The sequence below is a fragment of the Niveispirillum fermenti genome, from assembly GCF_052474395.1.
On record NZ_CP156681.1, the window covers coordinates 1619081 to 1638741 of the forward strand.

The following is a 19661-nucleotide window of genomic DNA, read 5'->3' on the forward strand; positions in this document are numbered from 1 at the left end:
CAAGGTACGCCCCATGCATCATCTGGCACAGGTCAATATCGCCCGTCTGCTGTATCCAATCGACAGTCCGCAACTTCTGGGATTCACGTCGCGCCTGGATGCGGTGAACGCCCTGGCGGAGGCGGCGCCCGGCTTCGTCTGGCGTCTGGTCGGCGATGGCAACGACGCCACCAGCCTGCGCCCCTTCCCCGATCCCGAATTGATCATCAACATGTCGGTCTGGGAAAATGTCGATGCGCTGTTCGATTTCACATATCGCCAGGCCGACCACACAGCCGTGATGCGCGGCCGGCGCGACTGGTTCGCCAGGCCCGACCGGGCGCACATGGCATTGTGGTGGGTGCCGGCCGGGCAGGTCCCCACCCTGGCCGATGCGCGCGAAAGGCTGGATCACCTGGAAGGTCATGGACCCACGCCGTTCGCTTTCACCTTCAAGCAGCGCTTTGCGGCACCCGCCACACATCCGTGACGCGGACCTCCCGGTCCTCCAGCTCGCGCGTGGTCGGCACGGCATAGGTGGCCAGCCTGTCCAGCCCCTGGGCGGGCAGGTAGGCCCGGCCGGGGTCGCCCACCAGCACGGTGGTGCCGGCCCGCGCCAGATCGCGGAACCAGGACAGGGCCGCTTCCGCAAAGGGACGTTCGTAGCAGACATCGCCGGCCAGCACGATGTCGATGCCGGGCAGCGGCCGGCCGATAATGTCGTCGGTGATGCCGGTGACGGCCACGCCGTTCAGTTCGGCATTCATCCGCGTGGCGGCAACGGCGAACGGATCGATCTCCACGGCCGTGGCGTGTGCGGCGCCCGCCTTCATGGCCGCGATGGCGATCAATCCCGACCCGGCCGCGAAATCCAGTATCCGCCTGCCGGCCACCAGCGACGGATCGTCGGCGATCAGATTTGCCACGGCCTGCCCGCCGGCCCAAGGAAAGGCCCAGAAGGGCGGGGGAACGCCGTTGCGTGCCAGCCATTCCTCCGTCGCCTGCCAGATAGGCGTGATCTCCGTGGCCTGCCACAGCAGGATATCGGGCCGCAGCGGCACCGGGGCCGGCGCGGTATGGGCGCGGATGAAGGCGGCCGGATCAGCGGCGGGGAAGGGGATCAAGATCGGCCATGCGCAGCATCTGCGGCTGCATGTAGGGTTTGGGGAGCAGGCGCATGCCATCCATCGGCCCGCCGCCGCCATGCATTGCCTTGGGCAGGCTGGCCACGCCGATGATGATGGCCACCAGCAGCGCCATGCCGATGAAGCGGGCCGCCTTGAAGGTGGCCAGGCTGTCGGCCGGGTCATTGATGTCCCAGCCGCGGACCTGCATGAACATCAGGGCACCCGTGGCGGCCAGCGGCACGGCGATGCCCCAGAACATGCCCCGCGGCTCCAGCGCCAGCAGCCACAGCACGAAGGCCCCGGCATAGAACATGCCGACCCAGCGACGCGAATCGTTACCGAACAGCAGGGCCGTGGACTTGATCCCGACATGGGCGTCGTCCTCCCGGTCCTGATGGGCATAGACGGTGTCATAGCCCAGGGTCCACAGGATGCCGCCGAGATAGAGCAGCACTGCCGGCCATCCCAGGTCCCCCCGCACGGCGGCCCAGCCCAGAAGCGCGCCCCAGTTGAAGGTCAGGCCCAGGAAAGCCTGCGGCCACCAGGTGATGCGCTTCATCAGGGGGTAGAGCCCCACCAGCACCAGCGATGCCGCCCCCAGCAGGATGGCGAATCCGTTCAACTGTATCAGGATCAGCAGCCCGACCAGCAATTGCGCCGCCAGGAACAGGATGGCCTGGCGCACACTGACCTGTCCGCTGGGGATGGGGCGCACGCGGGTGCGTTCCACCATGGCGTCCAGCTTGTGGTCCAGGATATCGTTGACGGTGCAGCCGGCGCCGCGCATGACCACGGCCCCGATCCCGAACAGGGCCATCAGCCACAGGTCAGGCCAGCCCCCGGCCGGTGCGGCCAGGGCGATGGACCACCAGCAGGGCAGAAGCAGCAGCCAGGTGCCGATGGGCCGGTCCAGCCGCATCAGCCGGGCATAGGGGCGCCACGCCGCCGGCAGGCGGCGGTCGATCCAATCGCCGGCCCTGATATCGGTATGGCCGGGGCCATCCGGGGCGGTGCTGGTCTGGGTGGCGTTCGTCATGGCAACGGATACTACCGGTTCGCCGGCTTCTGCGCAAAGGCCGGCATGGGCTGGTGGCGATACCCGGCTCCCCGTCCTGGGCGCTTGACCTGACCGGCGGGCGCGGTTATCCAGGGCCCTGCTCTGGCGGAGCCGACGGGTGCTTTCCCGCACCTCGCAAACTAAGTGCCCCGGATCGGGTCGGGAACCCGGAAGGGATGCACCGATGATCGACAGAAGCCGTCAGCTCGCCCTTTTCGACCGGTATGACCAGCCCGCCGTGAACATCACGGCCATGGCCGACTGCCCCGATTTCGTGCCGGCGGCCAAGGCGGCCGGCGTGCCGCCCTTTGCCCGTGTGTTGCACGCCATCGGCCGCGTCAGTCTGGAGATCCCGCATTTCCGCCTGCGCGTGCTGGATGGACGGGTGAGCGAGGTGGAGACGCTGGACCTGTCCTATACGGTGCTGGGCCAGGACGGGAACCTGAATTTCTCCACCATCCCGTACATGGCCGATTTCCAGGCGTTCCTGGATGCCTACCGGACGGACCGCGCACAGGCGCGCGTGGCGCTGGACCTGCGCCTTACACCCCTGGTCACGCGCGACTATATCTTTGCCACCTGCCTGCCCTGGCTGCGCTTCACGGCCATCCAGCATCCCATGGCCCGGTTCGGGGATTGTTCCATCCCCAACATCGCCGTGGGGCGGTTCCGCCACGAAGGCGGGCGGGTGGATTTTCCCGTCGCCATCCAGGCCCATCACGGGCTGGTCGACGGGATTCATATCGCCCGGTTCATCGCCCGGCTGGAAGAGGTGCTGGGCGACGCCGTCAACGACCCGGCCCGATAGAGGCCGGGCGCCAACGATAAGGAAGTTCAGCATGACCGACCGTCCCAACCGCCAGGGTTTCGCCACCCGCGCCATCCATGCCGGGCAGCAGCCGGACCCGACGACCGGCGCCATCATGGTGCCGATCTATGCCACCAGCACCTTCGTCCAGGAGAGCCCCGGCGTCCACAAGGGCTATGAATATGCCCGCAGCCAGAACCCGACCCGCATGGCCTACGAGGCCTGTGTGGCTGACCTCGAATCGGGCCATCGCGGCTATGCCTTCGCCTCTGGCCTGGCGGCGGAGGCGACGATCCTGGAATTGCTGGATGCCGGTTCCCATGTCATCGCGTCCGACGACCTGTATGGCGGCACCTATCGCCTGCTGCACCGGGTCCGGTCACGCACGGCCAACCTGTCCGTGACGACGGTGGATCTGGCGGATCTGGCAGCCGTGGAAGCGGCCATCCGGCCGGAAACGCGCATGCTCTGGGTGGAGACGCCCACCAACCCGCTGCTGAAGCTGGCCGATCTGGAGGCGCTGGCCGATCTGGCGCGGCGGCGCGGGCTGATTTCCGTCGCCGACAACACCTTTGCCAGTCCCTGGATCCAGCGGCCCCTGGAGCAGGGCTTCGATATCGTGGTCCATTCCGCGACCAAGTATCTGAACGGCCATTCCGACATGGTGGGCGGCATTGCCGTGGTGCGCGAGGCGGGGGAGATCGCCGACCGCATGGCCTTCCTGCACAATGCCGTCGGGTCCATCCAGGGGCCGTTCGACAGCTTCCTGGTCATGCGCAGCCTGAAGACGCTGGCCCTGCGCATGGAGCGGCACTGCCAGAACGCCGTTCAGGTGGCCGAATGGCTGGAAAGGCATCCTGCCGTGGCCCGGGTCCGCTATCCGTTCCTGCCCAGCCATACACAGCACGATCTGGCCCGGCGCCAGATGCGGGCCGGCGGCGGCATGGTGACCATCCACCTGAAGGGGGGGCTGGAACCGGCACGGCGCATGCTGGAACGCACCGAGCTGTTCAGCCTGGCGGAAAGCCTGGGCGGGGTGGAAAGCCTGATCGAACATCCGGCCATCATGACCCATGCCAGCATCCCGCCCGAACAGCGCGCCGCCATCGGCATCGATGACGGTCTTGTCCGCCTGTCGGTCGGGGTGGAGGATGTGGCCGACCTGATCGCCGATCTGGACAGCGCGTTGCGGTAAACGCACCCATCCGCCTCACCCGACAGGGGTGGCGCTTGAAAGGGTCGCGCCTGCCGGGACGGGGGCAGGGCCGTATGGGGCGGGAACGAAAAAATGGCGCCCGGATTGGGGCCGGGCGCCAGTTGTTCAGCAATCCATACACATACCGCCTACATGGCGACTTGCCATACCGGGTTCAGGGTCGGACTTCCCAAGCGAACTCGACATGGCAAGGGGTGTTCGGCATGGCCGCGATGGGATTCATCTGCAACCATGTCCAGAATTCCTTGAACGCCAACTGGGGACGGGCCTGCGCATATGCGCCAAGATGATCGGCGACCCGGGCGCTCAGCGTGCGCGTTACTTCCTCGTAGGCGATTTCCGGTACGCCATGGGCAACCTGGATATCACCTGTACGGGGATCGGCAGCCCGAAAGGAATGGGCGCCGTCACGAAACGCATATGCAACTCTGATCGGCTCGTTGTGATACATCCTGTCCGTCCTCCGCCGGAGCACGCAGTTTATGTACCAAATACCCCTTCCGACGGAAAGGAAAAATCCATTGCAGGATACGCAGTGCAGCAATCCGTCTTTTGGCGGGCTTGCCGGGAAAGGGTGTTTCAAACATTCATTTGTATTGTGACCAGTTGCGGACCGGCCCCGGCCCGGGCTGGATTACAGCCTTTGCCGGGGCCGGCGGCCGTCCGGATCAATCGATCACGATGCGGGGTGCCGCGCGCACCGCCGCGCCGCCGCCCGCCTTGTCCCAGACCTTTGCGGCGATCGTGCGATAGACCTTCGCATGCTCGCTGTCGGGCTGGGACATGACGATGGGGGCACCGCCATCGCTGGTCTCCCGGATGGCGATGTCCAGCGGGACCTCGCCCAGAAACTCGATGCCCAGCTTGCCGGCTTCGGCGCGGGCGCCGCCATGGCTGAAGATGTCGCTGCGATGGCCGCAATTGGGACAGCAGAAATAGGACATGTTCTCCACGATGCCCAGCACGGGCACATCCACCCGCCGGAACATGTTCAGCCCCTTGCGGGCGTCCAGCAGGGCGATGTCCTGGGGGGTGGAGACGATGACGGCCCCGGCCAGCGGCACGTTCTGGGCCAGGGAAAGCTGGGCATCGCCCGTGCCGGGCGGCATGTCGACGACCAGCACGTCCAACTCGCCCCAGGCCACGTCGCGCAGCATCTGCTGGATGGCGCCCATCACCATGGGGCCGCGCCAGATCATGGGCGTGTCCTCGGCCACCAGGAAGCCCATGGACATGACCTTCACCCCATGGTTGACCAGCGGGCGCAGAACCTTGCCGTCCACCGTCTCCGGCTTGCCGGACAGGCCCATCATGCGGGGCAGGGAGGGGCCGTAGATGTCGGCGTCCAGCAGCCCGACGCGCAGCCCGTTGGCTGCCATTCCCAAGGCCAGGTTGACGGCGGTGGTGGATTTGCCGACCCCGCCCTTGCCGGAAGCGACCGCGACAATGGCACGCACGCCCGGCACGCCGGTCCGGGCCGGGCGCTGCTGCGGGGCTGGCTTGGCGTGCCCGTGTCCGGCGTGCCCGTGCCCGGCATGGTCATGCCCGCCGGCGCGTGCGCCCATGCCGGGCGGCGGCCGGTGGGCCGTCAGCATGGCGGTGACGGAGGTGACGCCCGGCAGCGCATCCACCGCGCGTTCCGCCGCCTGGCGCAACGGTTCCAGGGCCGCACCCCGTGCGGGGTCCACCTCGATGGCGAAGGCGATGTTGCCGCCTTTCACGACCAAGCCGGAAATCATGCCCAGGGTGACGATGTCCTTATCGCGGTCCGGGTCCCTCACATTGCGCAGGGCGTTCAGAACCTGCTCCTCACTCACCATGGCCATGGTTGAAAACCCCGCTTTTTTCCCAATATCTGCAAGCACCGCCGGGCCAAGGGCCTTTCGCTGGCGCGTCGCGATATATAGGGTGGCGACAGCAAGCATGAAAGCGTCCTGTCCCTGGTGGACAGGCCGGTCGGTTTGGCAGTTATCGGGACCAATCACCAAAGGGTCGGAAATATGCCCTGGAATAATCAAGGTGGCGGCAATGGCGGCGGGCCCTGGGGCCCGCCCCCGGGTGGCGGCGGTGGCGGCGGGAACAATCCCTGGGGCCGTCCACCGGGCGGCGGCGGCGGTGGCGGACAGCCACCGGGCGGGCCCGACCTGGAGGAGCTGCTGCGCAAGGGGCAGGAGCGGTTCAAGAACCTGACGCCGGGCGGATTCGGCGGCGGCCGGACCATCATGTTCGGCGTGCTGGCCCTGGCCGTTCTCTGGGGCCTGTCGGGCATCTATCGCGTCGAACCCGATGAGCAGGGTGTCGTCATGCGATTCGGCCAGTATGTGCGGACCGAGCAGCCGGGCCTGCGCTATCACCTGCCGGTGCCCATCGAACGGGCGGTGACGCCCAAGGTGACGCGCGTCAACAGGCTGGAGATCGGCTATCGCTCGGCCGGGGACAACCGCCGGGCCGGCGGCGACGTGCCCGACGAAAGCCTGATGCTGACCGGTGACGAGAACATCATCGATATCGATTTCACCGTCCTGTGGGTGATCAAGGACGCCGGCGACTATCTGTTCAAGATCCGCGATCCGGAACAGACGGTGAAGAAGGCGGCCGAAAGCGCCATGCGCGAGGTGATCGGGCGCACCGACATCCAGCCGGCCCTGACCGAGGCCCGCCAGGATATCGAGCAGCAGACCCGCCAGTTGCTGCAGACCATGCTGGACGAATACCAGTCGGGTATCGAGATCAGCCAGGTCCAGCTTCAGAAGGTGGACCCGCCCGGACCCGTCGTCGATGCCTTCAACGACGTGCAGCGCGCCCGCCAGGACCGCGAGCGGCTGCGCAACGAGGCCGAGGCCTACCGCAACGACATCATTCCCCGCGCCCGCGGCGAGGCGGAACAGTTGATCCAGCAGGCATCGGCCTACCGCGAACAGGTGGTCAGCCTGGCCCAGGGTGACGCGCAGCGCTTCTCGCAGGTGCTGTCGGCCTATTCGCTGTCGCCGGAAATCACCGCACGGCGCATGTACCTGGAAACCATGCAGGAAGTGCTGGGCGGGACCAACAAGATCATCATCGACCAGGGCAAGGGGACGGGTGTCGTGCCCTTCCTGCCGCTGAACGAACTGACCAACCAGCTCCGACAGCAGACGCCGGTCACCCAGACCGCGCCGCGCCAGTAAGGGGGACTGGATATGAGCCGCAAACTCGTCGCTTTGGGCATTGTTGCCGCCGTCGCCCTGATCCTGGCGTCCACTTCCCTGTTCACCGTTGCCCAGACCCAGCAGGCGCTGGTGCTGCAATTCGGTGAATGGAAGCGCACCATCAAGGAACCGGGGCTGCATGCCAAGATACCGTTCATCCAGGATGTCGTCCTGCTGGATGCCCGCGTGCTGGACGTTGACCCGCCCGTGGAACAGGTGATCCTGGCCGACCAGAAGCGCCTGGAAGTGGATGCCTTCGCCCGCTACCGCATCACCGAGCCGTTGCAATTCTACCAGTCGGTGGGCAACGAGATGGTGGTGGAGCAGCGTCTGGCCGCCACCGTGAATTCCGCCCTGCGCCGCGTGCTGGGCAATGCCACGCTGCTGGCCGTGCTGTCGCAGGAGCGCGCCCGGGTCATGGCCGACATCAAGGCACAGGTGAACCAGGAGGCCCGCCGGTTCGGCGTGGAGATCGTGGATGTGCGCATCCGCCGCGCTGACCTGCCGGAGGCCACCTCGCAGGCTGTCTATGACCGGATGCGCTCGGAGCGTGAGCGCGAGGCCCGCGAGGCCCGCGCCCAGGGCAACGAGCAGGCGCAGCAGATCCGCAGCCGTGCCGAGCGTGAACGCACGGTGATCCTGGCCGAGGCACAGCGCGACAGCCAGGTGCTGCGGGGTGAGGGCGACAATCAGGCGATCCGCATCGTGGCCGAATCCGCATCCAAGAACGCGGATTTCTATGCCTTCTATCGCTCGCTGGAAGCCTACCGTGCCTCTGTCCGGGGTGAGAACACCCAGATGGTGCTGTCGCCGGACAGCGAATTCTTCCGGTATTTCAACAGCATGGGTAATGCACAGCGGCGCTGAGCCGCTGGCACCCGCCTGATCGCCGCATCAAGACTGCCCCGGTTGCGCCCAAGCGCCGGGGCAGTTCTGTTTCTGCCTCCCGTGCCGGACCCGACCCGTGACCGATTTCCTGACAGCGCTGGCCCTGGTCTTCGTCATCGAAGGGCTGCTTTATGCCATAGCACCGGTATCCATGCGGGACATGGCCACCCGCATCATCGGGATGGAACCCGCCCTTCTGCGGCGTATCGGGCTGGGTGTGGCGGTGCTGGGCGTGCTGGCCCTGGCCATCATCCGCGGCTGAAACCCCTGATGACAGGGTGTCCGCCGGGTGCCGGTACGGGGATTTACCCCCTATACCCGTATAAACCGCGCCTGCTTCGCGCGCGGACAGTGAAGGAATGCTTCGCAGCCGGCATTTCGCATCCTATATTCCCTGGCATCGGCGTGTCCCAGAAGGGCCGGGACGCCGATGCGCGCCGCCTTCCGGTGGCCGCTGGCCGGCCCCTGGAGATTGACGTGATCGAAGCCCCCCGTTCCCGTCCCGCCTGCCCCGCCGCGCCTGCCGGTGCCGGGGCCCCGGCCCGGGAAGGCCGCCTGACCGGCTGGCTGTCGCTGTTGTCGGTGCTGCCGCTGGTTGCCGCCCTGTTCGTCGCCCCGCCCGCGCTGGCCCAGCGCGGCGCGCCGGAAAGCTTCTCCGCACTGGCGGAAAAGACACTGCCGGCGGTGGTCAACATCTCGACCAGCCAGACGATCCAGAATCGACCCGGTGGCCGGTCCCCCGTGCCGATGCCGGACTTCCCCCCCGGTTCCCCGTTCGAGGAATTCTTCCGCGACTTCTATGAGCGTCAGCAGCAGAACCCCGGCACGCCGCGTCGGGCGCAATCGCTGGGCTCGGGCTTCGTCATCGATCCGGCCGGCTATATCGTCACGAACAATCACGTGATCGAGGGGGCGGACGAGATCACCGTCATCCTGCAGGATGAGGACCAGACCGAGCTGAAGGCCAAGCTGATCGGCACGGACAAGGAAACCGACCTGGCCCTGCTGAAGATCGACACCAAGCTGCGGCTGACGGCCCTGAAATGGGGCAACAGCGACGTGCTGAAGGTCGGCGACTGGGTCGTGGCCATCGGCAACCCGTTCGGCCTGGGCGGTACCGTCACGGCCGGCATCGTGTCGGCCCGCGCCCGCGATATCGGCGCCGGCCGCTTCGATGATTTCATCCAGACCGATGCCGCCATCAACCAGGGCAATTCGGGCGGCCCGCTGGTCAATCTGGCGGGTGACGTGGTGGGCATCAATTCCGCCATCTACAGCCGCACGGGCGGTTCGGTCGGCATCGGCTTCGCCATCCCGTCCGGCATGGCCCGCACCGTGATCGAGGAACTGCGCAAGAACGGCAAGGTGCGTCGCGGCTGGCTGGGTGTGCAGATCCAGTCCGTGACACCGGAGATCGCGGAAAGCATGGGGCTGGCCCATCACAAGGGTGCTCTGGTCGGCACCGTCACCGATGGCAGCCCCGCCGCGGAGGCAGGCCTGCGTCCCGGCGACGTGATCCTGACCTTCAACGGCAAGGAAGTGCTGAACAATCGCACCCTGCCCCGCATGGTGGCCGGCACGCCGGTCGGCACGAAGGTGTCCGTCGGCATTTCCCGCAAGGGTGAGGCGCTGACCGTTCCCATCACCCTGGCCGAATTCCCGGAGGACCCGACCGCCGCGGAAACCCCGGCGCAGCCGGAAGAAAGCGTGACCGACGGCGCACAGCAGCAGGTGGATGCGCTGGGCCTGACCGTGTCCGCCATCACCCCCGACCTGCGCCGGCAATTCACGCTGGCCGACGGGGTCAAGGGTGTGGTCATCACCCGCGTCAACCCCGATGCCCCGCCGCAGAGCCGGCAGTTGCGCCCCGGCGACGTCGTGCTGGAGGTCAGCCAGCAGCCCGTCGCGGCACCAGGCGATGTACAGGAGCGGGTGGATGCCGCACGGCAGGCCGGCCAGAAGGCCGTACTGCTGCTGGTCGATCGCAAGGGTGAGCAGACCTTCCTGGCGCTGGCCCTGGAAGAGGCGAAGTAGTACCGGGGGGCGGTCCACCCTGACAGGCTGCGGTGCGTGGAACGCATCACAGCCTGCTTCGTGCATCGAGCGTCCGTGCCCTGGTGGGCGCGCAAGCCGAAGCTGCCGGACGGCCGGCTTCCGGCCGTTGCCATCGTGTCGGGCACGCGGGCCGCGCCCGGCACGATGGGTAGAAGGGTATTTGCGTCTGCCGGCGGTTCCCGGCACACTCCGCGCCTTGTTGCGTTACAGGGCCGGAAGGAAGGGTGCCGGGATGACGGATGGGCGTTGGCAGTTCTGGATCGACCGTGGCGGCACCTTCACCGACATCGTGGCCCGCCGCCCCGACGGGACTTTGCTGACCCACAAGCTTTTGTCGGAAAATCCCGAACGTTATCGTGACGCCGCGGTCCAGGGTATCCGCGACCTGCTGGGCCTGTCGCCGCAGGACCCCGTTCCGGCTGATGCCGTGGAACAGGTCCGCATGGGCACGACGGTGGCCACCAACGCCCTGTTGGAACGCAAGGGAGAGAAGACCCTGCTGGTCATCACGGCCGGCCTGGGGGATCAGTTGCGCATCGGCTATCAGGCGCGGCCGAAGATATTCGCCCGCCGCATCGACCTGCCCGAGCAGCTTTATGACCGGGTGCTGGAGGTGCCGGAACGGGTGATGGCCGATGGCGCCGTCCGCCGGCCGCTGGATCCGGACGCGGCACGGGCCGGATTGCGGGCGGCTTTCGATGCCGGCTACCGCGCCTGCGCCATCATCTTCATGCACGGCTACCGCTATCCCGAACATGAGGCGGCGGTGGCCGCCCTGGCGCGGGAGGTCGGGTTCACGCAGGTGTCGGCAAGCCATCAGGTCAGCCCCCTGATGAAGCTGGTGGGCCGTGGTGATACGACGGTGGCCGATGCCTACCTGTCGCCCATCCTGCGCCGTTACGTGGCGCAGGTGGCCGGGGCGCTGCCGGGCATTCCGCTCTATTTCATGCAATCCAATGGCGGCCTGACGGAGGCCGGACGTTTCCAGGGGCGCGATGCCATCCTGTCCGGCCCCGCGGGCGGTATCGTCGGTGCCGTGCGGACGGCGGCGGCCGAAGGGTTCGACCGCATCATCGGCTTCGACATGGGTGGCACCAGCACAGACGTGTCGCATTATGCCGGCACCTATGAACGGTCGCTGGAAACCGTCGTGGCCGGGGTACGGCTGCGCGTGCCCATGCTGCGCATCCATACGGTGGCGGCCGGCGGCGGGTCCATCTGCCGGTTCGACGGGGCGCGGCTGCGCGTCGGTCCGCAATCGGCCGGGTCCGATCCGGGGCCCGCCGCTTATCGCCGCGGCGGCCCGCTGACGGTGACCGACTGTAATATCATGGTCGGCAAGCTGCATCCCGACTTCTTCCCGGCCGTCTTCGGCCCCGATGGCGAACAGAAGCTGGACGCCGACCGTGTGCGCGCCGGGTTCACGGAGATGGCGGCGGCGGTGGCGGCGGCGACGGGTCGCGACATGGGGCCGGAGGCGCTGGCCGACGGTTTCCTGAAGATCGCCGTGGAGAATATGGCGAACGCCATCAAGCATATCTCCGTCCAGCGCGGATATGACGTCACCCGCTATGCCCTGAACTGTTTCGGCGGGGCGGGGGGGCAGCATGCCTGTCTGGTGGCCGATGCCCTGGGCATGAAGACCGTGTATCTGCATCCGTTCGCGGGCGTGCTGTCGGCCTATGGCATGGGGCTGGCCGATCTGGGGGCCTTGCGTGACCGGTCGGTGGAATGCCCGCTGGGGGCGGAGATGATGGATGAATTGTCGGCCGTGCTGCAGGCGCTGGGCGCGGAGGCGGCGGCGGAATTGCAGGCGCAGGGCGTTGCCGATCACGCCATCCGCCGGACCTGCACGGCCCGGATGAAGGTGGCCGGCACCGATGCGGCGTTGGAGGTGCCGTTCGGATCGCCGGCGGAGATGCGGGCCGCCTTCGCCGCGGCCCACCGCCAGCGCTTCGGCTTCGATGTTCCCGACCGGCCGCTGGTCGTGGAAAGCCTGTCGGTGGAGGCCGTGGCCGCCAGCGCGCCCGCAGCGGCCGGGGATATGCCGGAGGAACCCGCCATCCTGGCGGCACCGTCCCCGCGCGCCACGGTGCCGGTCTGGACCGGCGGGGCCACGCAGCCCGTGCCCGTGCATGACCGCGCTTCCTTGCCCCCCGGCACCGTGATCGACGGGCCGGCCATCCTGACGGAGGCGACGGGCACCACCCTGGTGGAACCGGGCTGGCAGGCCCGCGTGACGGCCCGCGGCGGGCTTGTCCTGCGCCGGGTCGTGGCGCTGCCGGCCCGCGTGGCGGTCGGCACCGACGCCGACCCCGTGATGCTGGAAGTGTTCAACAATCTGTTCATGTCCATCGCCGAGCAGATGGGTCTGGCGCTGGAAAACACCGCCCATTCGGTCAATATCAAGGAGCGGCTGGATTTCTCCTGCGCCCTGTTCGATGCCTGCGGCAACCTGATCGCCAACGCCCCGCACATTCCCGTGCATCTGGGTTCCATGGGTGACAGCGTGCGCACCATCATCGCGGCCCGCCGCGATACGCTGCGCCCCGGCGACGCCGTGATGCTGAACAACCCCTATCGCGGTGGTACGCATCTGCCCGACGTGACCGTGGTGACGCCCGTGTTCGACACGGCCGGCAGCACCATCCTGTTCTGGGTGGCCAGCCGCGGGCATCAGGCCGATATCGGCGGGATCACGCCGGGTTCCATGCCGCCCGACAGTGTCCATATCGACCAGGAAGGCATTCTGATCGATGATTTCCTGCTGGTCCGTGATGGTGTCCTGCTGGAACAGGCGGTGGTGGACCTGCTGTCCGGCGGCCCCCATCCGGCCCGCAACATCGCCCAGAACCTGGGCGACCTGCGTGCCCAGATCGCTGCCAACGCGCGCGGTCGGGACGAGCTGATGAAGATGGTCGATCTTTTCGGGCTCGAAACGGTTCGTGCCTATATGGGGCACGTCCAGCGCAATGCGGAAGAACAGGTGCGCCGCGTGATCGGCGTGCTGAAGGATGGACATTTCGATATCGAAATGGATAACGGCGCGCATATTCGTGTGGCCGTATCCATCGACCGGCGGGCCCGGTCGGCCCGGATCGATTTCACGGGCACATCGGCGCAGCAGCGGGGTAATTTCAACGCCCCGTCCGCCATCGTGCGGGCCGCGGTGCTCTATGTCTTCCGCACCCTGGTGGATGACGACATTCCGCTGAATGATGGCTGTCTGGCGCCGCTGGATATCGTGATCCCCGATGGCTGCATGCTGAACCCTGCCTATCCGGCCGCCGTCGTGGCCGGGAATGTGGAGGTCAGCCAGGCCGTGACCAACGCCCTGTACGGGGCGTTGGGTGTCATGGCGGCGTCGCAGGGGACGATGAACAATTTCACCTTCGGCAACGAGACCCATCAATATTACGAGACGATCTGCGGCGGGTCCGGCGCCGGTCCGGATTTCGACGGGACCGATGGTGTCCATACCCACATGACCAACAGCCGCCTGACCGATCCGGAGGTGCTGGAATGGCGCTTCCCCGTGATGCTGGACGGTTTCCGCCTGCGCGCCGGGTCTGGCGGGGCCGGCCGGCACCGGGGTGGGGAGGGGGTGGAGCGCCGTATCCGTTTCCTGGCCCCGATGACGGCGGCCATCCTGTCCAACAACCGGCGTATCCGGCCCTATGGCCTGTCCGGCGGCGGCGACGCGCAGCCGGGCGGCGCGCGGGTGGAACGGGCGGATGGCGGGGTAGAGGTCCTTTCCGCCACGGCCAGGGCCGCCATGGGGGCCGAAGATGTGTTCGTGATCGAGACCCCGGGCGGTGGCGGCTTCGGCCCACCTGCCTGAGCAGCTTTTCCGAACGCCGCCCACACATGGGCGGGCCCGGACGATCGGCAAACCTGTAGAGTCCGGCAGGTTCCTCCAGGCCAGGCCAAGTGTGGCCCGATCTGGAGGAACCTGCCTAGCTGTGCTGTGAAAAATCGTCTCGCCAGGAACGACCCTTCATGCGAACAGGGAACCAACGACGTGTCCGTATCCGAAGGGCACCACCGGCCGGGCCATCGTGCCCGCCCGCCTCTCCCAGGAGACAGCATCCATGACCGCCCTGCCGCGTGCCCTGCCCATCAGCCCGTCCGACATCAAGCAGGCGGCCGGCGCCCTGTCCGGTCACGTGCTGGAGACGCCCTGCGTCCCATCCCACACCCTGTCGCAACTGACGGGGGCCGAGGTGTGGGTGAAGTTCGAGAATTTGCAGTTCACGGCCAGCTTCAAGGAACGCGGCGCACTGAACAAGCTGCGCAAGCTGACGGCGGCGGAGCGCGCGCGGGGGGTTGTCGCCATGTCGGCCGGCAACCATGCGCAGGGGGTCGCCTATCATGCCGGCCGCCTGGGCATCCCGGCCACCATCGTGATGCCTGAGGGCACCCCCTTCACGAAGGTGGAGCGGACCGAGGAGCATGGTGCCCGCGTCCTGCTGAAGGGGGCCGTCCTGGCCGAGGCGGCGGCCGAGGCCGAGCGGTTGTCGCAGGAAGACGGGCTGGTCTTCGTCCATCCCTATGACGATCCCGACGTGATCGCCGGGCAGGGGACCGTGGGGCTGGAGATGCTGCTGGCCGTGCCCGAGCTGGACACGCTGGTCGTGCCGGTGGGCGGTGGCGGCCTGATCAGCGGCATCGCCATCGCCGCCAAGGCGATGAAGCCGGAGATCCGCATCATCGGGGTGGAGGTGGAAGCCTATCCCGCCATGGAGCAGGCGCTGAAGGGGGAGCCCGTGACGGTTGGCGGCGACACCATCGCCGAAGGCATCGCCGTCAAGAATGTGGGCGCCAACACGCTGGAAATCTGCCGCGCGCTGGTCGATCGCGTGCTGCTGGTGCCCGACGTGGCGGTGGAGGAAGCCGTCGCCCTGTTCCTCAATATCGAAAAGACGGTTGCGGAGGGGGCCGGCGCCGCGGGTCTTGCCGCCCTTCTGGTCCATCCGGAACTGTTTCGCGGGTCGAAGGTCGGCCTGGTGCTGACGGGCGGCAATATCGACAGCCGCATGCTGGCGCAGGTGATCATGCGCCAGCTTGTCCGCGAAAGCCGGCTCATCGCCATCCGCATCGCCATCCCGGACCGCCCCGGCGTGCTGGCCAAGATCACCGGTCTGGTCGGCGATGCCGGCGGCAACATCATCGAGGCCAACCACCAGCGCCTGTTCACCACCACCACCGTCAAGGCCACCGACATCGACCTCACCATCGAATGCCGGTCCAGGCGCCATGCCGAACGGGTGCTGGAAGCCCTGCGCACCAGGGGTGGACTAAAGGTGCAGGTTCTGGCCGGCGGGGTGGAGTGACGGACCGATCGTCGCGCGGTTGGGTGGCGACACCGGCCCAACCGTTGGGCCCCAAGGGCTTGTGTGCGGTCAGGCCGCTCGCACGATTTCCACGCCCACCGCCTCGCATTCCGCGAAGGCGTCCAGTTTTTCCAGGCGGACCAGGGCGGTGCGGGCGCGGTCATTGGCCAGGATGGCGGCGGCCAGCCGTTCGGCCAGGCATTCCAGAAGGTTCGTATGGCCAGCCGTGACCAGGGCGGCGGCGGTTTCGGCCAGGGCGGCATGGGTCCAGGGCGTGGTCGATGGAGCCAGGTCCACTTCCAGGTTGACGCGCAGGCGCTGCGGCTTCACATGCTCGTAATCATAGATGCCGATCAGCGTGGTCACCACGAGGTCGCGAACCACCAGCACGACCTGGGCGCCTTCACGGGCCGGCGGATCGGGTTGGGGGCTGGAAAGCGGGCGCAGCATGGTCTGGAGCATGCGCTGCTGTATCATCGGCACGGCCCGGCGGGCAAGCCGTCCGCGGCGCGCGGCTGCCCCCAGCCAAACGGCGTTGCAGCCGTTTGGCCCTGCCCGTTCGCCATAGTGGCGGGCTGGCGCCGCTGCGTCTAGAGTGCGCGTCGGTTGGTATACATGTCGATCCGGGTCGGGAGGAAAGGGATCTTCCATGCGTTATGAACAGGAAGCGGCGCAAAGGGCGACGGTCTTGCGGCATCTGTCGCAGTCGCTCGCCGGTGCCGTCAGCCTGTTCGAGAAGCAGGAGAGCGTGAAGCTGTCCACCTTCCCGGACTACAAGAAGGCGCGTGCCCGTTACCTTGAAATCCAGGCCATGATCTTCACGATCACGGACAAGGCGGAAGAGGCGCCCAACCGGGGCGTGCCGGCCGAGTTGAAGGGCTGGCTGGTGCGCATGCGGCTGCGGGCCATCACCACGTTCACCCGCCTGTCTCTGGCCTTTTTCCGCGACCCGCCCGACCTGCTGATCCACGCGCTGGGTGCCTATGACCTGTTGCAGGATGAGCGGGTCAGCCTGCTCAGCCTGCTGAACGATTTCGACATGATGCTGATGGAAGCGGCCCTGGACGACAAATCCTCCATGGAACTGGACAAGGTGCGCGTCCAGATCGAGGAGATCGTCAGCCTGCTGGACAATCTGCTGAAGACCGCACCGGCCCCCTTGCGGACCTTCGACTAGCCCGCCCGATGCTCTGCGGCGCTGCCCCTGGCGGCCGGTATCCCCGCTCAGCCGGTGGCGCGCACGCCGCCGCCGGCCAGAAAGCGCGCCTCGAAATCGGCGGCCGGCACGGGGCGGGAGATCAGGAAGCCCTGGATCGTCTGGCAGTCCATGGTGCAGAGCCATTCGCGCTGCGGCTCCGTCTCCACCCCCTCGGCCACGATCTCCAGCCCCAGGCGCTGCCCCAGTTCCAGGATCGTGGCGGCGATGGCCACGTCGTGGGGCACGGATTGCATGAAGCCCCGATCGATCTTCAGCACCGTCAGCGGGATGCGGCGCAGATGCGACAATGAGGCGTAGCCCGTGCCGAAATCATCAATGGCGATGCCCACGCCGATATCATGCAGGATGCGCAGCATGGCGAAATCACCCGTGGCCTGCGTCATGGCCACCGTCTCGGTGATCTCCAGCGTCAGCAGATGCGCCGGCAGGCCCGAGGTGGCCAGGGCCGCACGCACGCGGTTGGGAAACTCCCCATCGGCCAGTTGCCGCGGGCTGACATTGATGGCCACGGGCAGGTCGCCATGCAGGCGGCGCCAATGGGAAGCCTGCCGGCAGGCTTCCCCCAGAACCCAGTCACCGATGGGGCCGATCAGGCCCGTTTCCTCCGCCACGGGGATGAAATCACCGGGGGCGATATAGCCATCCTCCGTCTTCCAGCGCAGCAGCGCCTCCGCCCCTCGCAGGGCCAAGCTGCGCGGATCGACCTTGGGCTGATAGAACAGTTCGAACTCGCCCCGCAACTCCGCGGCGCGCAGCCGTGCCTCCGTGCGCAGCCGCGTCATGGCCTGTTCCGACATCTCGGCGGAGAACATGCGCCAGCAGCCGGTGCCGGCGGCCTTTGCCGCGTACATGGCGACATCGGCACAGCGCAGGATCTGGCGCGCATCCTGTCCGTCGGCCGGCCACAGGGAGATGCCGATCGAGGCGCTAGGATGCAGGATATGCCCATCCAGTTCCAGCGGCCGGGCCAGGGAGGCCAGGACCCGGTCGGCGACCTGGATCGCCTCCTTCGGCTCGCCCACATCCTCCACCACGACCAGGAACTCATCCCCACCCAGGCGCCCCACCGTGTCGGAATGGCGCAGCGTGCCGTCCAGGCGCTGGGCGATGGCCTGCAGCATCTGATCACCCATGTCGTGGCCCAGGCTGTCATTGACATGCTTGAACCGGTCCAGGTCCAGGAACAGCACGGCCACACCGCGCCGCGTGCGCCGGGCCCGGGCCAGCGCGTGATCCAGGCGTTCCAGCAGCAGGGCGCGGTTGGGCAATTCCGTCAGCGGATCGCGGGTGGCGAGCTGGCGCAACTGCCCCTGGCTGTCATCCAGCCGGTCCAGCGTCTCGTTGATGCGCAGGGTCAGGCGGCCCAGCTCATCTTCCTCATGCCCGCGCGGCAGGGGCAGCCGCGTATCGCGGGGGTTGTCGGGGTCGATATCGGCCACGGCCTGTTCCAGCTCGACCAGCGGGCGGGTCAGGAAGCGGTGGAAGACCCAGGTCAGCATCAGCCCCAGCAGGATGTTGCGCAACAGGCCGCCCAGCAGCGAGGTGCCGACGAAGGCGATGTAGTCGGCGGAGATGCGCGCCATGTCCAGGTCGATGCGCAGCAGCCCGATGGGCGGCTTTTCCCGCCCGTCGGGAAGGGGGCGGTAAAGCAGGCGGGTGCCGCGCGCCAGATCGCCGAATACCAGCCGGCCGATCATGCTGTCACCCTGGCCGGTCTGCTCCGTCGGGCGCCGGCGGGACCATAGCGACTGCTGTTCGGAAATGCGGATATCGATACCGGCAATGGCGCCGATGGACAGGGCGGAGGTGCCGATCTGCTGGGCCAGCGCCTCGTCCACGTTCCAGGCGGCCGCCGCGGCGCTGCCCTCCATCAGGTCCAGCACCTGTTCGACCAGCACGCTGGCCTTTCCCCGTTCGCGCCACGTGGCCCATGCCACCTCCAGCCCGCTGAGGAACAATCCGATCAGGCAGGCGGCCAGTACGGCGCGCGCCGCCTGCTTGGCCGCCAATGAACTGCCCAGGCCCTTCAGCATAGCCCTCCCCGGTGGCTTGCGTCCGGCTGCCTATCGCCACCGTTCCGGCCTCCTTGGGGGGGGCGAGGTGCGATATGCAGTCGCGGTCATCATGCCTGAAAACCGCGACGGTTGCACAAGCATTTATCAGTCGCGCGCCCGGTGTCCGAAAAGGGCAGGCGGCTTGTTTTCGGGGATGGATAAGGATAATCGGGCATGAAAAAGGGCCGGCCCCCGCAGCGGGGACCGGCCTTTGGCCAACTTGGTGCTGTCATCGGGCCGGATGGCGGCAGGCACCCCGGGCATGCACCCCCGGGTGGGCACCCCCAGTAGGCACCCCCAGTATGCACCCGGTGGCCCGCGGGGCCGTCGCCGGTCAGGCGCGCTTCAGCTTGCGGAATTCGGCCCACATGGCGGAGGGGTTCTTGTCCAGGTCGAAGGCGCGGGTCTGCCTCGGGTCCAGTCCCTGGCGGCGGCATTCCAGGGCGAACACGTTGGTATTGGCAGGGTCCAGTCCCAGCTCGGCGCAGGCGGCATTGAAGCTGTTCTGGAAATCGGCGCTGTGCATCTTGTCACCTTCGCAGGTTGGACGTTTGTCACGATCGGGGACCATCGTGGTCGGACCGGTAACGGTTGCGGGCCGAAAAGCCCTTGCCTTCACGCATCGCAGCATCGCCGGCCATTGCGGCCAAATTGCGAAGCTGTTGATCCAAAACGATGGCTTTCGCCTATCCAGAACAAATCAAAGGCTGATCTGTTGCAACAGCGAACAACGCATG

Annotated in this window: 17 protein-coding genes; 10 read left to right on the forward strand and 7 right to left on the reverse strand. The window is 67.3% G+C overall.

Annotation, left to right across the window (positions count from 1 at the left end; genetic code table 11):
* Positions 1 to 13: 13 nt before the first annotated feature.
* On the forward strand, positions 14 to 469 hold the full coding sequence (locus ABC728_RS18915) for a DUF3291 domain-containing protein (RefSeq protein ID WP_416618387.1): 456 nt from the start codon (positions 14 to 16) through the stop codon (positions 467 to 469).
* Here the strand turns inward: ABC728_RS18915 and ABC728_RS18920 are convergent.
* Both ABC728_RS18920 and ubiA read right to left on the reverse strand, forming a co-directional pair.
* The gene (locus ABC728_RS18920) at positions 432 to 1103 is read right to left on the reverse strand and encodes a class I SAM-dependent methyltransferase (RefSeq protein ID WP_416618388.1); all 672 of its coding nucleotides are present in this window, start codon (positions 1101 to 1103) and stop codon (positions 432 to 434) included. The two genes, ABC728_RS18915 and ABC728_RS18920, sit on opposite strands and share 38 nt — an antisense overlap.
* Positions 1081 to 2142: a 4-hydroxybenzoate octaprenyltransferase gene (ubiA, locus tag ABC728_RS18925; RefSeq protein WP_416618389.1), complete on the reverse strand. Its 1062-nt coding sequence runs from the start codon at positions 2140 to 2142 to the stop codon at positions 1081 to 1083. Before ubiA ends, ABC728_RS18920 begins: the two co-directional genes overlap by 23 nt.
* 205 nt (positions 2143 to 2347) lie before the next feature.
* On the opposite strand from ubiA, the gene ABC728_RS18930 reads away from it, so the two are divergent.
* Positions 2348 to 2971, forward strand: coding sequence for a CatA-like O-acetyltransferase (locus ABC728_RS18930; RefSeq protein WP_416618390.1), 624 nt, complete (start codon positions 2348 to 2350; stop codon positions 2969 to 2971).
* Positions 2972 to 3002: 31 nt separating this feature from the next.
* Positions 3003 to 4166 (forward strand): cystathionine gamma-synthase, encoded by a 1164-nt coding sequence (locus ABC728_RS18935; RefSeq protein ID WP_416618391.1) that lies wholly within the window; start codon positions 3003 to 3005, stop codon positions 4164 to 4166.
* A gap of 175 nt (positions 4167 to 4341) precedes the next feature.
* On the opposite strand, the gene ABC728_RS18940 is transcribed toward ABC728_RS18935, so the two are convergent.
* Complete coding sequence (locus ABC728_RS18940) at positions 4342 to 4638, reverse strand: hypothetical protein (RefSeq protein ID WP_416618392.1); 297 nt, start codon at positions 4636 to 4638, stop codon at positions 4342 to 4344.
* A 217-nt stretch (positions 4639 to 4855) separates the two neighbouring features.
* Entirely contained in the window at positions 4856 to 6013 is a 1158-nt protein-coding gene (apbC, locus tag ABC728_RS18945; protein WP_416618393.1) for an iron-sulfur cluster carrier protein ApbC, read from the reverse strand.
* A 174-nt stretch (positions 6014 to 6187) separates the two neighbouring features.
* Between apbC and hflK the strand changes: the two genes are divergently transcribed.
* The 6 genes from hflK (at position 6188) to ABC728_RS18975 (ending at position 15651) form a co-directional block, all read left to right on the forward strand.
* A complete protein-coding gene (gene hflK / locus ABC728_RS18950; protein WP_416618394.1) occupies positions 6188 to 7354 on the forward strand; it encodes an FtsH protease activity modulator HflK in 1167 nt (388 codons plus the stop codon).
* Positions 7355 to 7366: 12 nt separating this feature from the next.
* The gene (hflC, locus tag ABC728_RS18955) at positions 7367 to 8242 is read left to right on the forward strand and encodes a protease modulator HflC (RefSeq protein ID WP_416618395.1); all 876 of its coding nucleotides are present in this window, start codon (positions 7367 to 7369) and stop codon (positions 8240 to 8242) included.
* Between the two features lie 97 nt (positions 8243 to 8339).
* Positions 8340 to 8525, forward strand: a complete 186-nt coding sequence (locus ABC728_RS18960) for a DUF2065 domain-containing protein (RefSeq protein ID WP_416618396.1) — start codon at positions 8340 to 8342, stop codon at positions 8523 to 8525.
* Between the two features lie 215 nt (positions 8526 to 8740).
* On the forward strand, positions 8741 to 10297 hold the full coding sequence (locus tag ABC728_RS18965; RefSeq protein WP_416618397.1) for a DegQ family serine endoprotease: 1557 nt from the start codon (positions 8741 to 8743) through the stop codon (positions 10295 to 10297).
* 253 nt (positions 10298 to 10550) lie between these two features.
* Positions 10551 to 14159, forward strand: coding sequence for a hydantoinase B/oxoprolinase family protein (locus ABC728_RS18970; protein ID WP_416618398.1), 3609 nt, complete (start codon positions 10551 to 10553; stop codon positions 14157 to 14159).
* Positions 14160 to 14409: 250 nt separating this feature from the next.
* Complete coding sequence (locus ABC728_RS18975; protein WP_416618399.1) at positions 14410 to 15651, forward strand: threonine ammonia-lyase; 1242 nt, start codon at positions 14410 to 14412, stop codon at positions 15649 to 15651.
* A 69-nt stretch (positions 15652 to 15720) separates the two neighbouring features.
* On the opposite strand, the gene ABC728_RS18980 is transcribed toward ABC728_RS18975, so the two are convergent.
* Complete coding sequence (locus tag ABC728_RS18980; protein WP_416618400.1) at positions 15721 to 16113, reverse strand: dihydroneopterin aldolase; 393 nt, start codon at positions 16111 to 16113, stop codon at positions 15721 to 15723.
* A gap of 187 nt (positions 16114 to 16300) precedes the next feature.
* On the opposite strand from ABC728_RS18980, the gene ABC728_RS18985 reads away from it, so the two are divergent.
* Complete coding sequence (locus tag ABC728_RS18985; protein WP_416618401.1) at positions 16301 to 16828, forward strand: hypothetical protein; 528 nt, start codon at positions 16301 to 16303, stop codon at positions 16826 to 16828.
* 47 nt (positions 16829 to 16875) lie between these two features.
* Here ABC728_RS18985 and ABC728_RS18990 read toward each other — a convergent pair whose 3' ends face one another.
* Together ABC728_RS18990 and ABC728_RS18995 are read right to left on the reverse strand one after the other, a co-directional pair.
* Positions 16876 to 18903: a putative bifunctional diguanylate cyclase/phosphodiesterase gene (locus ABC728_RS18990; protein ID WP_416618402.1), complete on the reverse strand. Its 2028-nt coding sequence runs from the start codon at positions 18901 to 18903 to the stop codon at positions 16876 to 16878.
* A gap of 355 nt (positions 18904 to 19258) precedes the next feature.
* Positions 19259 to 19450 carry a hypothetical protein gene (locus ABC728_RS18995; protein WP_416618403.1) on the reverse strand — a complete coding sequence of 64 codons (192 nt, stop codon included), beginning with the start codon at positions 19448 to 19450 and terminating at the stop codon, positions 19259 to 19261.
* Positions 19451 to 19661: the final 211 nt, after the last annotated feature.

Excerpts from the sequence above, each read along its gene's own strand:
- ABC728_RS18985 (WP_416618401.1), top strand. The coding sequence starts at position 16,301 with ATGCGTTATGAACAGGAAGCGGCGCAAAGGGCGACGGTCTTGCGGCAT.
- ABC728_RS18995 (WP_416618403.1), bottom strand. The coding sequence starts at position 19,450 with ATGCACAGCGCCGATTTCCAGAACAGCTTCAATGCCGCCTGCGCCGAG.
- ABC728_RS18970 (WP_416618398.1), top strand. The coding sequence starts at position 10,551 with ATGACGGATGGGCGTTGGCAGTTCTGGATCGACCGTGGCGGCACCTTC.
- ABC728_RS18915 (WP_416618387.1), top strand. The coding sequence starts at position 14 with ATGCATCATCTGGCACAGGTCAATATCGCCCGTCTGCTGTATCCAATC.
- hflC (WP_416618395.1), top strand. The coding sequence starts at position 7,367 with ATGAGCCGCAAACTCGTCGCTTTGGGCATTGTTGCCGCCGTCGCCCTG.
- ABC728_RS18980 (WP_416618400.1), bottom strand. The coding sequence starts at position 16,113 with ATGCTCCAGACCATGCTGCGCCCGCTTTCCAGCCCCCAACCCGATCCG.
- ubiA (WP_416618389.1), bottom strand. The coding sequence starts at position 2,142 with ATGACGAACGCCACCCAGACCAGCACCGCCCCGGATGGCCCCGGCCAT.
- hflK (WP_416618394.1), top strand. The coding sequence starts at position 6,188 with ATGCCCTGGAATAATCAAGGTGGCGGCAATGGCGGCGGGCCCTGGGGC.
- ABC728_RS18930 (WP_416618390.1), top strand. The coding sequence starts at position 2,348 with ATGATCGACAGAAGCCGTCAGCTCGCCCTTTTCGACCGGTATGACCAG.
- ABC728_RS18975 (WP_416618399.1), top strand. The coding sequence starts at position 14,410 with ATGACCGCCCTGCCGCGTGCCCTGCCCATCAGCCCGTCCGACATCAAG.
- apbC (WP_416618393.1), bottom strand. The coding sequence starts at position 6,013 with ATGGCCATGGTGAGTGAGGAGCAGGTTCTGAACGCCCTGCGCAATGTG.
- ABC728_RS18990 (WP_416618402.1), bottom strand. The coding sequence starts at position 18,903 with ATGCTGAAGGGCCTGGGCAGTTCATTGGCGGCCAAGCAGGCGGCGCGC.
- ABC728_RS18935 (WP_416618391.1), top strand. The coding sequence starts at position 3,003 with ATGACCGACCGTCCCAACCGCCAGGGTTTCGCCACCCGCGCCATCCAT.
- ABC728_RS18940 (WP_416618392.1), bottom strand. The coding sequence starts at position 4,638 with ATGTATCACAACGAGCCGATCAGAGTTGCATATGCGTTTCGTGACGGC.